The 12902-nt window shown below is 72.4% G+C and carries 11 protein-coding genes; 5 read left to right on the top strand and 6 right to left on the bottom strand.

Annotated elements, in window-relative coordinates; all coding sequences use genetic code 11:
* Window positions 1–69: 69 nt before the first annotated feature.
* Window positions 70–1632, bottom strand: a complete 1563-nt coding sequence (locus tag AAH979_RS12220) for a recombinase family protein (protein ID WP_346258203.1) — start codon at window positions 1630–1632, stop codon at window positions 70–72.
* Between the two features lie 286 nt (window positions 1633–1918).
* On the opposite strand from AAH979_RS12220, the gene AAH979_RS12225 reads away from it, so the two are divergent.
* The gene (locus AAH979_RS12225) at window positions 1919–2446 is read left to right on the top strand and encodes a hypothetical protein (RefSeq protein WP_346258204.1); all 528 of its coding nucleotides are present in this window, start codon (window positions 1919–1921) and stop codon (window positions 2444–2446) included.
* Window positions 2447–2627: 181 nt separating this feature from the next.
* Here the strand turns inward: AAH979_RS12225 and purH are convergent, their stop codons facing one another.
* Complete coding sequence (gene purH / locus AAH979_RS12230) at window positions 2628–4826, bottom strand: bifunctional phosphoribosylaminoimidazolecarboxamide formyltransferase/IMP cyclohydrolase (RefSeq protein ID WP_346258205.1); 2199 nt, start codon at window positions 4824–4826, stop codon at window positions 2628–2630.
* Window positions 4827–5053: 227 nt separating this feature from the next.
* Between purH and AAH979_RS12235 the strand changes: the two genes are divergently transcribed.
* Together AAH979_RS12235 and AAH979_RS12240 are read left to right on the top strand one after the other, a co-directional pair.
* The gene (locus AAH979_RS12235; RefSeq protein ID WP_346258206.1) at window positions 5054–5344 is read left to right on the top strand and encodes a CD225/dispanin family protein; all 291 of its coding nucleotides are present in this window, start codon (window positions 5054–5056) and stop codon (window positions 5342–5344) included.
* A 29-nt stretch (window positions 5345–5373) separates the two neighbouring features.
* Window positions 5374–6051 (top strand): hypothetical protein, encoded by a 678-nt coding sequence (locus tag AAH979_RS12240; RefSeq protein WP_346258207.1) that lies wholly within the window; start codon window positions 5374–5376, stop codon window positions 6049–6051.
* A 99-nt stretch (window positions 6052–6150) separates the two neighbouring features.
* Here the strand turns inward: AAH979_RS12240 and AAH979_RS12245 are convergent, their stop codons facing one another.
* The 4 genes from AAH979_RS12245 to AAH979_RS12260 all read right to left on the bottom strand — a co-directional run bounded on the left by AAH979_RS12245 (window position 6151) and on the right by AAH979_RS12260 (window position 10598).
* On the bottom strand, window positions 6151–7500 hold the full coding sequence (locus tag AAH979_RS12245; protein WP_346258208.1) for a DUF6350 family protein: 1350 nt from the start codon (window positions 7498–7500) through the stop codon (window positions 6151–6153).
* Window positions 7501–7682: 182 nt separating this feature from the next.
* Window positions 7683–8570 carry a succinate--CoA ligase subunit alpha gene (sucD, locus tag AAH979_RS12250; protein ID WP_318395847.1) on the bottom strand — a complete coding sequence of 296 codons (888 nt, stop codon included), beginning with the start codon at window positions 8568–8570 and terminating at the stop codon, window positions 7683–7685.
* Window position 8571: 1 nt separating this feature from the next.
* Window positions 8572–9750 carry an ADP-forming succinate--CoA ligase subunit beta gene (gene sucC, locus AAH979_RS12255; RefSeq protein ID WP_346258209.1) on the bottom strand — a complete coding sequence of 393 codons (1179 nt, stop codon included), beginning with the start codon at window positions 9748–9750 and terminating at the stop codon, window positions 8572–8574.
* A 440-nt stretch (window positions 9751–10190) separates the two neighbouring features.
* Entirely contained in the window at window positions 10191–10598 is a 408-nt protein-coding gene (locus AAH979_RS12260; RefSeq protein ID WP_346258210.1) for a cobalamin B12-binding domain-containing protein, read from the bottom strand.
* Between the two features lie 485 nt (window positions 10599–11083).
* Between AAH979_RS12260 and AAH979_RS12265 the strand changes: the two genes are divergently transcribed.
* Complete coding sequence (locus AAH979_RS12265; RefSeq protein ID WP_346258211.1) at window positions 11084–11815, top strand: M23 family metallopeptidase; 732 nt, start codon at window positions 11084–11086, stop codon at window positions 11813–11815.
* Between the two features lie 271 nt (window positions 11816–12086).
* On the top strand, window positions 12087–12902 hold the full coding sequence (locus AAH979_RS12270) for a M23 family metallopeptidase (protein ID WP_346258212.1): 816 nt from the start codon (window positions 12087–12089) through the stop codon (window positions 12900–12902).

Genomic DNA, 12902 nt, shown 5'->3' on the forward strand with positions numbered 1-12902 from the left:
GACACGCACGCGCCGGGCGGGCCGACCCCAGCAGGATCGGCCCACCCGGCGCTCATGTCGTCCAGCCGCTTACGCCCCGTTTTCTTCGGCTTCCGGGCCGAACCGCCACTTCCACTCCAAGCGATGTGCCCCGAATGGCTGTCGGCTGCCCTTACCGGCCGGCAGCAGCCGAATCTCCGCCACGGTACGGATGATCTCCCGCTTCACCGCGACCTCGTCGCCCAACTCGGCCCACTTCCGCGTCGCGTGCTCACCGAGCATCCCGCGCAGAACCGGCGGGATACCCGCCTCCTTTGCCTGTTCCTCATGCTCGGCGATCTTCGCCGTCAAGCCCTTCTCTGTGCGGGCGAACGAGATCGCCGTGACCTCGCCACTCTCGGCGAGCCTGCGCCACTCCTCCAACTCGGCCCGCAGCCGTGCCGCCTCGGCCCGAGCGTGCGCCACCTGTTCGTCTCCACCGGACAGGGCCGACAGCATCTCGCCAGTCTCCGGCAGGGACAGCCAGGCCACCACGGTCCGCTGCACGTACTCGTCGAGAAACTCCGACTTGACGGCGGCGCACCGTTTACGGAGGCAGGAGTACAACCGTCCTTCCCGGCTTCGGTGGTTCCCGTGACTGGACGCGATCGGCCCGTCGCACACCCCGCAGCGGACGATGTAGGACAGCAAATGGACGGCCCGTCCTGCGCGGGTCGTCGTCCGGGACGGGTCCTCCAGCAGGCGGACGCACGCCCAGTACGTGTCCTCGTCCACCAGCGCCGGCCAGATACCGTCCCCGATCACCTCACCGCGGAACACCCGCTTGCCGATGTAGACGGGGTTCAACACCTGCTTACGGATCATCGCCCGCCGCCACGTCGACCCTCGCGGCGACGGGATGCCCCGGCCGTTCAACTCGTTCTCGACCGTGATCAGCGGAACTCCTCTGGCCACCTTGGCGAAGCTGTCCCGGACGATCCCGGCGTTGCTGTACTCGGTCACCGTCCCGTCCGCCGCCACCGCCTTGCGGATCTCGGTGTCCGGCTCCTGCCGCAGCAACGCCTTCGTCCGCTGGTCGTAGACCCGCCGGTAACCATAGGTCAGCCTTCCGTGTGGACGCCCCGCCTCGGCCGCGCCGACGATGCCGCGCAACACGTTGTCGCGGATCGAGTCGGCCAGCCACTCCGCCTGCACGGCCTGGAAGCCGAGCATCATCCGGTCGTTCTTGTCCCGCAGGTCGAACAGCACCCCGCCGACAAGCCAGAAGTACAGGCCGACCTCGGTGCACATGTCCCGGATCTTCACGTACACCGCGAGGTCGCGCTCCTTGCGGGAGATCTCCCAGATCACCAGCACGTCACCCTTGCCGGCGCGGATCTGCTCGATCAGCAACTCGAACTCGGGCCGCTCCTTCCTCGCGTGCCGGCTGGCCGACCGGTCGTTGTCAGTGAACGACCCAGCGTCCGCCCAACCCCGCTTCGTGATCTCCGCGAGGTTCAGCTTGCCCTGATCGCCGACGCTCTTGCCCTGTTCCTGCCTGTCCTGGCTGGCCCGCTGATACCGCAGCGCCCGCACGTCAGCGCCACCGGCCAACAGGGCGTCCTTGTTGGCGAAGCGAACCCGGTTTCCGGCCCGCGATCCCCGCCGTATCATCGGAGCGTCCCTCCCATCGATGCCCTGACCTGGTAACACATCGACGTTAGCATCTAACGACACTTAGGAGAACTCAAGCAGCACGTCGTCTCCTGACCCGGACCCGGCCGGCCGAATCACCCCTGGCGGGCGGCGGTCGGCGGGATTGACAGGGCAGGAGCGCAAGGACCGACCGGGCGGCAGGACCGCTCCGGAAGGGATGGACGCCGAGCGCGAGGCAGGACCGAGCGGACGGCGGGGGTGGAGAGCCCGGGAACCACACAATGGTTTCCGGGCTCTCGTCTACATGCTGCGAAGACTGCTCGTGACGCTGGCCCTGGTGGCCTCGACGGTGCCGCTGCTCGGCTGTGCCGAGGAGGGCCCGGGCACCGCCGGCCCGACCGTCGCGCCGCCGTCGCCCGGGACCGGCGCGGGATCGGTGCCCGCGACCGGAGCCGCCACCGAGCCGGCCGCCACCTGCACGGACGGGGCGGGCTCGCCGGACGACCCGCTCGAGGTGCGGGGCGTGGCGGACGCTGGGAACTCGTTCTGGGGGCTGCTCTTCCCGCGCGGCGGCCCGGGCCTGCGCACCGGACGGGACGAGAAGATCGTCTGGCGGATGACCGGATCCGGCACCTTCAGCATCCAGGCCACCGGCCCGGGCGGGGCCACCATCGAACCGGTCTGGGGACCCACCGGGCACAGCGGAAGCACCTGGACCAGACCCGGTGACGAGTGGGGTACCGGCTGGAACTTCCCGGTCGCCGGCTGCTGGACCGTACGGGCCAGCCGGTCCGGCGGCGCGACCGGCAGCGCGCTGCTCCGGGTCGGCTGACCGGCGCGACGAACGGCACCCTCGCCGCCCGGCTGGCCGCGCGGGGACCGGTGCGGGAGATTCCCGGTGCGGTTCGGTTGGCGCGAACCGGCGCGGGTCCCCGGCGGTCCGGGGTGCCGAGGGGGCACCGCCGGTCGCCGGGGAGTCCCGCACCGGCCGCATGGCGGATCGGTGACGAGGATCAGTGGAAGAAGTGCCGGGTGCCGGTGAAGTACATGGTGATCCCGGCCGCCGAGGCCGCCGCGACGACCTCCTCGTCGCGTACCGAGCCGCCGGGCTGGACGACCGCCCGGACCCCGGCGTCGATCAGCACCTGGAGCCCGTCCGGGAACGGGAAGAACGCGTCCGAGGCGGCGACCGCGCCCCGGGCCCGTTCAGCACCGGCCCGGGAGACCGCCAGGTGCGCCGAGTCGACCCGGTTGACCTGTCCCATCCCCACCCCGACGGTCGCGCCCTCGGTGGCGAGCAGGATCGCGTTGCTCTTCACCGCCCGGACGGCCCGCCAGGCGAAGGCGAGGTCGGCCAGGGTCGCCGGGTCGGCGGGCTCGCCGGTGACCAGCCGCCAGCCGGCCGGATCGTCGCCGGGCGCGTCCACCCGGTCGGCCATCTGCACCAGCGCGCCGCCGCTGACCGGGCGCCACTCCGCCGGGTACGGCGCCCAGGCGGGCGCCCGCAGCAGCCGGATGTTCTTCTTGCCGGAGAGCACGTCCACCGCACCCGGCTCGAAGTCGGGTGCCACCAGCACCTCGGTGAAGACCTCGGCGACCTGCTGCGCCATCTCGACCGAGACCGGCCGGTTGACCGCGATCACCCCGCCGAACGCGGAGACCGGGTCGCAGGCGTGCGCCCGGCGGTGTGCCTGCGCCACGTCGGCGCCGACCGCGATGCCGCACGGGTTGGCGTGCTTGATGATCGCCACCGCCGGCCGGTCGGCGAAGTCGTTCGCCGCCCGCCAGGCCGCGTCCGCGTCGACGTAGTTGTTGTAGGACATCTCCTTGCCGTGCAGCTGCTCGGCCTGGGCCAGTCCGGGCGGGGCCGCCGGGTCGACGTAGAGCACCGCCGCCTGGTGCGGGTTCTCGCCGTACCGCAGCGGCGTGGGCGCGGTCAGCACCTGACCGGCGAAGGCCGGCCACTCCTGCTCCGCCGGCCCGGTACGCACCGCGAACCAGTTCGCCACCGCCACGTCGTACTCGGCGATGTCGGCGAAGGCGCGGGCCGCGAGCTGCTGGCGCTGCCCGGCGCTGAAACCGCCGTCGGCCAGGGCGGCCAGCACCGACGGGTACGCCGACACCGACGTCACCACCGCCACCGAGGCGTGGTTCTTGGCGGCCGCCCGGACCATCGCCGGCCCACCGATGTCGATCTGCTCGACGCACTCGTCGAAGTCCGCACCGGAGGCGACCGTCTCGGTGAACGGGTAGAGGTTCGACACCAGCAGGTCGAACGGGGCGATGCCCAGCTCGCCAAGCTGCGCCGCGTGCCGCTGGCGCCGCAGGTCGGCCAGGAGCCCGGCGTGCACCTTCGGGTGCAGCGTCTTGACCCGGCCGTCGAGCACCTCGGGGAACCCGGTCAGCGACTCGACCGGGGTGACCGGTATCCCGGCCCCCTCGATGGTCGCCGCCGTGCTGCCGGTGGAGACGATCTCGACTCCGGCGCCGTGCAGCGCCCGGGCCAGCTCCACCAGGCCGGTCTTGTCGTAGACGCTGACCAGCGCGCGCCTGATCGGCCGCCGGCCGTCCGGGCCGGAACTCGTGTCGCTCACTCCGATCGTGACCTTCCTTCCAGTGATCGTCCAACCCTCCCGGAGCAGCCGGCCGACCTGCGTGACGAGCTGCCGGCGCTCGGCCACCTTGATCCGCTCGGTGAGGGTCTCCTCGTCGTCGTCGTCGAGTACCGGCACCGCCACCTGGGCGACGATCGGCCCGGTGTCGACACCGGCGTCGACGAAGAACAGGGTGGCCCCGGCGAGTTTGACTCCGTAGCCGAGGGCGTCGCGCGGGCCGTGCATGCCGGGAAAGGCGGGCAGCAGCGAGTTGTGCGTGTTGACGTACCGGTCGCCGAAGGCCGCCAGGAAGTGCGGGCCGACCAGCTTGAGGAAGCCGGCCGAGACGACCAGGTCGGGCTCGTACCCGGCGACGTGCGCGGTGAGCGCGCGGTCCCAGTCCTCCCGCGTCGGGTACGCCTTGACCGGGGCGACGAAGGTGGGTACCCCGGCCGCGGCGGCCCGGTCGAGCCCGGTGATGCCGTCCCGGTCGGCGCCGACGGCGACCACCCGGGCGCCGTAGGCCGGGTCGGCACCGGCGTCGAGCAGGGCCTGGAGGTTGCTCCCGGAGCCGGAGACGAGGACGACGATGCGGGCTGCCGACGCGGGCTCAGTCACCCCAGCACCCTATCGGGCAGGTCAGGTCGGCTTCCCGGCGGCGCGACCCGAGCACGTCGCCGAGGGAGCGGCGTCGATCACGATCGGCATGTCGGGCAGCGAGCGGGCCACCAAAGTGGCGCTGATTAGGTACGCTGCCGGACGCTCGGGGCAGTGACCTGCCCCAGGAGATACCCCCTCGGTAATTCCATACATGCGCTGAGTGCAGGCCAAGGAGCCCAACACACATGCAACCCGGTTACCCCTCACACCCGCCGCAAGAGATCAACAACAACATGACGATGTCCATCGTCGCGATCTTCCTGTTCTGGCCGCTGGCCATCCCGGCCATCATCAACGCCTCCAAGGTGAACCCGCTGCTCCAGCAGGGCAACTACCCGGCGGCCCAGGCCGCCGCGGCGGAGTCCCGCAAGTGGTCGAAGCTGGCCCTGATCATCGGCATTTGCATCTGGGCGGTCTCGCTGATCTGCTGCGTCATCAGCTTCGTCATCAGCGCCAACTCGGCGTCGAGCATCTAGTCTGAGAGACCTGCCAAAGGAGTCTTGTCATGCAGCCCGGCTACCCAGGCCAGGACCCGTACGGGCAGCAGCCGTCGGATCCGAACGCACCACAGCAGCAGGATCCGTACGCGCAGCCGCCGCAGCCGACGTCGGGCCAGCCGTACGGGCAACCCACGTCGGGCCAGCCGTACGGGCAACCGACCCCGGGCCAGCCGTACGGGCAACCGACCCCGGGCCACCCGTACGGGGGGCAGCCGACGTCGGGCCAGCCGTACGGGCAGCCCACGTCGGGCCAGCCGTACGGGCAACCGACTCCGGGGCAGCCGTACGGACAGCCGCAGTACCAGGACGCGCAGCAGCCATACCAGGACCCGTACGGTCAGCAGCAGCCGATGCCGGGCCAGCCCTACGGTGCGGCACCCGGTTACCAGACCGGTGGGTACGCACCGGCCGGCGGGCAGAACAACACCCTCGGCCTGGTCGCGATGATCGTCGGCATCGTCTCGATTCCGGCGGCCTGCTGTGCCGCGCTCGGCATCATCGCGGGCATCGCCGGCATCGTGCTCGGCTTCCTCGGCCGGGGCAAGGCCAGCCGGGGTGAGGCCAGCAACGGGGGTCAGGCCCTGGCCGGTCTGATCTGCGGTGCCGTCGGCCTGCTCCTCGGGGTGCTCAACGCGATCCTCGGGGCCGTGCTGGGCGCCAACGGTTTCACCTACACCCCGTGACGACCGCCCGGGCGGCGTACGGCCGGCCGGAGTCGTGACAGCAGCGTTGGGGCGCCCCGGAGTTTCCGGGGCGCCCCAAGCACGTTCGGGACTGCCCGGTCAGCCTCGGGCCACGGCCCGGGTCGCGGCGGCGCCGATCAGGGTGCCGACCAGCACCACCACGGTCGCCCCGGCGGCGACCTGCCAGTAGGCCGGTCCCACCTCGGCGAGCCGGCCGCCGCCGAGCGGGCCACCGGAGAGCAGGGCCGCCGCGCCGAGTACCACCCCGGCGACCGGGCCGCCGACCGCGGCCGCGCCGAGCAGCGCGGCCCAGCCGGGCGGTGGCGCGTTCCGCTCGGCCGCGGAACGAGTCCGGCGGCGCGCGAGCAGCCAGCCCGCGGCCATGCCGGCCAGCACCGGCACGGCGAGCACGGCGCCACCGATCCCGCCGAGCGGCCCCTGCGGCAGCCCGGCCAGCAGGGGTACGGCCGGCAGCGCTCCAATGGAGACCTCGGAGGTCCGGACCACCGTGTCGGTGCCGACCGCGAAACCCGGCCCGAGGAGATAGCTGGCGGCCCAGACCGCGGCGTTCGGCGCGTAGCCGAGGCTGATCAGGGTGATGCCCGCCTGGCCCGGCACACCGGTGCGATAGGCCCCGATCATGTCGCCGGCCTCGCCGCCACCGGTCGCCACCGCCAGCCCGGCCGCCCCGGCCCCGGCCCCGAGCAGCAGCAGCGCGGCGACCACCCCGGTGCGCAGCCCGTCCCGGAGCACCAGCGGAGTACGCCGGGCCACCGCCACCAGCACACCGCTGGCCCGGGCCGCACCGAACAGCGCGGCGAGGGTGCCGAAGCCGGTCAGCGTCACCCCGGCCCGTACCGGGTCGGCGGTCGGCCCGGCACCGCCGAGCACTAGCGCGGCCAGAGCGCCGAGTACCCCGTACCCGACGCCGACCGCCAGCGCGACGGCGAGTGCGCGGCCGGCTGTCGGCCGTTCCCGGACCCGGACCGCCCGGCTGACGTGCACGCCGGCCCGGTTCAGCCGCCAGGCCGCCAGCATGGCGAGGGCGAGCGGCGGCAGGCCGAACGGCCCGGCATCGGTGTGCAGCGGTACGCCGTGCCCGAGCAGCCATCCGGCCAGGCCCAGCCGGGCGGCGCCGACCACCTCGCCGCTGCCCTCGGCGAACCGGGCCGCCCCCAGCACCACGGCGACCGGCAGATAACCGACCAGGGCCGCCCAGCCGGCGGCGACCGCCGCCGCGACCGCCAGCGGAGCCCGGCCAGGACGTCCCGCCCTGCCCGGCCTCGGCCGGGGCACCCGGCGCTCCCCGGCCGGCCTGCTCCGGCGCGGCTCCCGGCCGTCCGCCGGCCCCGGCCGTCCGGTCGGTTGCGCGGCACCGACCGGCTCGACCGGCGCGGTCTCCGGCGGCGTCGGCCGGCGCGGCCGGTCAGGAACGGTGGGTGGTGGCATCAGCGCCTACTCTGGCACGGCAGCGGGTCGGCCGGTTCACGGCACCACCGTACGGATGACCGGAGCCCCCGCGATACCCGATTCGTCCGGCCCGGCTCCGGTCTCCGGCCGACCTCCCGGGACCGGAGGCGGAACCGGGGTGGCCGGCGCACGCCGACCACCCCGGAAAACACGTCGACCGCTCAGTTGCCGGACATCAGCTCCCGCATCAGCCGCGCGGTCTCGCTCGGCGTCTTGCCGACCTTGACTCCGACCGCCTCCAGGGCGGCCTTCTTCGCGTCGGCGGTGCCGGCCGAACCGGAGATGATGGCCCCGGCGTGCCCCATGGTCTTGCCGGGCGGGGCGGTGAAGCCGGCGATGTAGCCCACCACCGGCTTGGTGACGTTGGCCTTGATGAACTCGGCCGCCCGCTCCTCGGCGTCACCGCCGATCTCGCCGATCATCACGATGGCGTCGGTCTCCGGGTCTGCCTGGAACGCCGCGAGCGCGTCGATGTGGGTGGTGCCGATGATCGGGTCACCGCCGATGCCGACGCAGGTGGAGAAGCCGATGTCGCGCAGCTCGTACATCATCTGGTAGGTCAGCGTCCCGCTCTTGCTGACCAGGCCGATCCGGCCCGTGCCGGTGATGTCGGCCGGGATGATGCCGGCGTTGGCGGCGCCCGGCGAGGCGATGCCGGGGCAGTTCGGCCCGATGATCCGGGTCCGCTCTCCCTGCGCCAGGTTGTAGGCCCAGAACGCGGCGGTGTCGTGCACCGGTACGCCCTCGGTGATCACCACGGCGAGCGGGATGCCGGCGTCGATCGCCTCGACCACGGCGCCCCGGGTGAACTGCGGCGGTACGAAGATGACGCTCACGTCCGCACCGGTGGCCGCCATCGCCTCGGCGACGTTCGCGAAGACCGGCAGCTCGACCGTGTCGAAGGCGACCTTCTGGCCGGCCTTGCGCGGGTTGACCCCACCCACCACGTTGGTGCCGGCGGCCAGCATCCGCCGGGTGTGCTTCATCCCCTCGGAGCCGGTCATCCCCTGTACGACGACCTTGGACTCCTTGGTCAGCCAGATTGCCATCTCAGACCCCCGCAGCCGCGAGCTCGGCGGCCCGCTGGGCCGCGCCATCCATAGTGTCCACCCGCTGCACCAGCGGGTTGGCGGCGCCGTCGAGGATGGCCCGCCCGGCCTCCGCGTTGTTGCCGTCGAGGCGTACCACGAGGGGCTTGTCGACCGTCTCGCCGCGCTCGGCGAGCAGGGCCAGCGCCTGGATGATGCCGTTGGCGACCTCGTCGCAGGCGGTGATGCCGCCGAAGACGTTGACGAAGACGCTGCGCACCGACGGGTCGGAGAGTACGATCTCCAGCCCGTTCGCCATCACCGCGGCGCTGGCGCCACCGCCGATGTCGAGGAAGTTCGCCGGCTTGACCCCGCCGTACGACTCGCCCGCGTACGCCACCACGTCGAGGGTGGACATGACCAGGCCGGCGCCGTTGCCGATGATGCCGACCTCGCCGTCCAGCTTGACGTAGTTGAGATCCTTCGCCTTGGCCCGCTGCTCCAGCGGGTCCACGGCGGCCTGGTCGACCAGCGCCTCGTGGTCGGGGTGCCGGAAGCCGGCGTTCTCGTCGAGCGAGACCTTCGCGTCGAGGCAGAGCACCGTGCCGTCGGCCGTCCGGGCCAGCGGGTTCACCTCGACCAGGGTGGCGTCCTCGGCCACGAACGCCTGCCAGAGGCGTACGGCGATCGGCACGATCTGGTCGGTCAGCTCGGCCGGGAAGCCGGCCGCCTCCACGATTTCCCGCGCCTTGGTCTCGTCCACCCCGACGTTCGCGTCGATCGCCACCTTCGCGACCCGCTCCGGCGTCTCGGCGGCCACCTGCTCGATGTCCATCCCGCCGGCCACGCTGGCGATGCAGAGGAAGGTGCGGTTCGCGCGGTCGAGCAGGTAGGAGAAGTAGTACTCCTCGGCGATGTCCGCGGTCACCGTCAGCATGACCTTGTTGACCGTGTGGCCCTTGATGTCCATGCCGAGGATGTCGGTGGCCCGGGCCACCGCCTCGTCCGGCCCCTCGGCGAGCTTGACGCCGCCCGCCTTGCCCCGGCCGCCGACCTTCACCTGAGCCTTGACGACCACCCGGCCGCCGAGGCGCTCGGCGATCGCGCGGGCCTCCTCAGGGGTCGTCGCGACACCGCCGGCCAGCACGGGCAGCCCGTGCCGCTCGAACAGCTCACGCCCCTGGTATTCGTACAGGTCCACGATTGCGCGTCCCGTCCCGTCTCCGCGGCGCGCCGTCGCACCGCCGCCAGCGTGTGAATGAGTTGGGCCTGCTGTACGCACGAACAGGCCATCGGCCGCAGCCTAGCGAGGTGAGCACGCCGGGCATCCACGTGGGTGCTCGGTGTGCGGTAACGCACAGCAGGCCGGCCGCTGTCGCGCTCGCCGGCCGGCGGTGGCCGGGGAAAAGATTTCCGGGGGCGGCGTAACCCGGCGTAAGGGACGTCGTTGAGTCTGATGTCGGAGCGCTGGGGGAAGCGCGATGACGAAGACGGCCGATGCCCTGTCGGTCGAGGGGTGGCGGCGGGGCATCGCGCATAGAGGGGCCGGACGTGTGAGGGGTGCGTCCGGCCTCTCCCCCATTTCCGTGCAGGGTGCGCCCCGGAGCCGTCCGACCGCCTGGCTACGGCGGGTCGTGGCGGTCAGCCGACGACCGGTTGGCCCACGTTGTTCCGGACCCACTCCACGATCGAGCCGGTGGTGGCACCCGGGGTGAAGATCCTGGCCACGCCGAGCCGCTCCAGCTCCGGGATGTCCGCGTCCGGGATGATCCCGCCGCCGAACACGACCAGGTCCGTCACGTCCCGCTCGGCGAGCAGTTCCAGCACCCGGCGGAACAGCGTCATGTGCGCCCCGGAGAGTACGGAGAGGCCGATCGCGTCGGCGTCCTCCTGGATCGCCGTCTCGACGATCTGCTCGGGCGTCTGGTGCAGGCCGGTGTAGATGACCTCCATGCCGGCGTCCCGCAGGGCCCGGGCGACCACCTTCGCCCCCCGGTCGTGCCCGTCCAGGCCAGGCTTGGCGACGACCACCCGGATCCGAGAACTCATCAGCGCGACACCTCTCCTGGACACCCGACCAGAGTTACCTTAACGAACGGTAACCCGGCCGCCGGCTCCCCGGGAACTCCCCCGGACGACGGGCCCCGGAAGCGGGCGGCGCGACGGTCGTCCGGCGTGCCCCGGCCGACACGCCGCCCCGACCCGGGAACCCCGTCCGGCCATACCCCTAGGGGGTTCTCGGAGGAGGCTCCGACCTGAGTCGGGTCGATGACGCCCTGCTGCAATCAACGTAACGGAGCGCTACTAACGAGGCCGATCGCAAAAGGTTACGAGATATGGCATTCCATGACGCACAACCGCACAGCGCACCGGCAATATGGCGCTGCGACTTGTGGCGCGCCTAGGGGTTGGCTACCGTGGCCCACGGTTGTCATCAGGTCCATGACCGGGCGACAACGCGGTCAACCGGAGTTCACCTCGATCGTCGAACATCGGTCACGGTCGCAACACTGACCCGACAACGGAGGGTGTGCGTGCGCCAGCGCCTGTCGTCTGAGCCCGATCGCTATCGAGGGCGACGCCGCGTCCCCACACCTCCGCGCAGCCGCTACGCCGCTGTTGTCACCACCGCGTTCGTCGGAGCCGGTGTCGTCGCGCTCGGCGCGGGAGCCCTGCCCGACGCCAAGGCGGTCAGCCCCTCCGCGCTGGCCGACCTGGAAAAGGCCGCCGCCACCAGCGAGGACCTGAGCGCGCGGGCCGCCGACGCCCAGCAGGGCGCCGCGTCCCGGGACGACGACCGGGCCGACGGGCTCGCCTCCACCCTGGCCGCCGCCCCCGACGTCTGGCGGCTTCCGCTCGACAACTACAGCTTCACCTCGCCGTACGGGATGAAGTGGAACAAGCTGCACGCCGGCATCGACCTGGCCGCTCCCGAGGGAACCCCGTACAGCGCGGTGCACGCGGGGACGGTGACCAAGGCCGGCTGGTTCGGCGGGTACGGCTACTGCGTGATCGTCCAGCACTCCGACGGCACCGAGTCCATCTACGGGCACTCGTCGCAGCTACTGGTCAGCGAGGGGCAGGAGGTCAAGGCCGGCGACCAGCTCGGCCTGGTCGGCAACACCGGCCACTCCTACGGCTCGCACCTGCACCTTGAGCTGCATGTCAACGGCAAGCCGACCGACCCGATCCCCTACCTACGGGACCGGGGAGTGGACATCCAGCTACAAGTCGACGATCTGTACACCGACGTAGCCGCCTCCTGACTCCGCGTCACGCCGCTTTACCGCCCGATCGAAACCGGTCGGGCGGTTTTCGTTGTGCCCGACGCCCGACGAAGTTTCCTCCGCCACACCGCGCACTGTGGCAGATCACACAGTCCCAGCGGTCGAGATAGCGGCTATCAAGGTCGATTTCCGGCATAACCGTGTCGCCGCCGTCCGGCCGTCGCCGGTGACCGGCAGCCCCGTGCCGGCGTGGCACCGCCGCGCCCACCACCATTTCCGGGTCCACGCCCCACGCAGAAAGGGACCCGTCGTGCCGGAGACCGATCCGCACCAGCCCGAGACGGCCGAGCACCAGGCCGCCGAGCCCAGCACGAGCCGGCGTACCGGACGGTCCGGCGTCGCCCGGCACCGGACTGGCGGCCGGCGCCGGTACCTCGTACCCGGGCTGGTCGCACTGCTCGGCCTCGGCGTGGCCGGCGCGGTGACGGCGGTGGCCGTCGGCGACGACCGGCCGACCGGCCGGATCTCGGTGGCCGCGGAGGAATCGGCCCGGGCCGCCGCCGCGCAGCGTGCCGACCGGGCCGTGCGGGAGACCGCCAGCCCGACGACCTCCCCGGCCCCGACCGCGACGCCCACGCCGAGCGCCGCCGCGTCCACCCGGCCGCCGACCCCGAGCCGGAGCAGCGCGTCCGCCAAGGCGGCCAGCCCGACCGCGAGCCGGAAGGCACCCGCCTGGGTCGACCCGATGCCCGGCGCCAGCGTCACCTCCTGCTACGGGATGCGCTGGGGAACGATGCACGCCGGCATCGACCTGGCGATGCCGGCGGACACCCCGATCCGGGCCGCCGGGGCCGGCACGGTGGTCGACGCCGGCTGGGCCTTCGCCGGGTACGGCATCTCGGTGGTCGTCGACCACGGCAACGGCTGGCTCACCCACTACGCCCACCAGAGCCGGACCGTGGTCAGCGTCGGGCAGCGGGTCAAGCCCGGCCAGGTGATCGGGTACGAGGGTGCCACCGGCGACGCCACCGGGCCGCACCTGCACTTCGAGGTGCACAACGGGCTGTGGAACCAGGTCGACCCGGCGCCGTGGATGCGGGCCCGTGGGGTGGACCTGGGCTGCTGA

Origin of the sequence: Plantactinospora sp. ZYX-F-223, assembly GCF_039649625.1 — a bacterium.
Classification (GTDB): Bacteria; Actinomycetota; Actinomycetes; order Mycobacteriales; family Micromonosporaceae; genus Plantactinospora.

Excerpts from the sequence above, each read along its gene's own strand:
- AAH979_RS12220 (WP_346258203.1), bottom strand. The coding sequence starts at position 1,632 with ATGATACGGCGGGGATCGCGGGCCGGAAACCGGGTTCGCTTCGCCAAC.
- AAH979_RS12225 (WP_346258204.1), top strand. The coding sequence starts at position 1,919 with ATGCTGCGAAGACTGCTCGTGACGCTGGCCCTGGTGGCCTCGACGGTG.
- AAH979_RS12235 (WP_346258206.1), top strand. The coding sequence starts at position 5,054 with ATGCAACCCGGTTACCCCTCACACCCGCCGCAAGAGATCAACAACAAC.
- AAH979_RS12240 (WP_346258207.1), top strand. The coding sequence starts at position 5,374 with ATGCAGCCCGGCTACCCAGGCCAGGACCCGTACGGGCAGCAGCCGTCG.
- AAH979_RS12245 (WP_346258208.1), bottom strand. The coding sequence starts at position 7,500 with ATGCCACCACCCACCGTTCCTGACCGGCCGCGCCGGCCGACGCCGCCG.
- sucD (WP_318395847.1), bottom strand. The coding sequence starts at position 8,570 with ATGGCAATCTGGCTGACCAAGGAGTCCAAGGTCGTCGTACAGGGGATG.
- AAH979_RS12260 (WP_346258210.1), bottom strand. The coding sequence starts at position 10,598 with ATGAGTTCTCGGATCCGGGTGGTCGTCGCCAAGCCTGGCCTGGACGGG.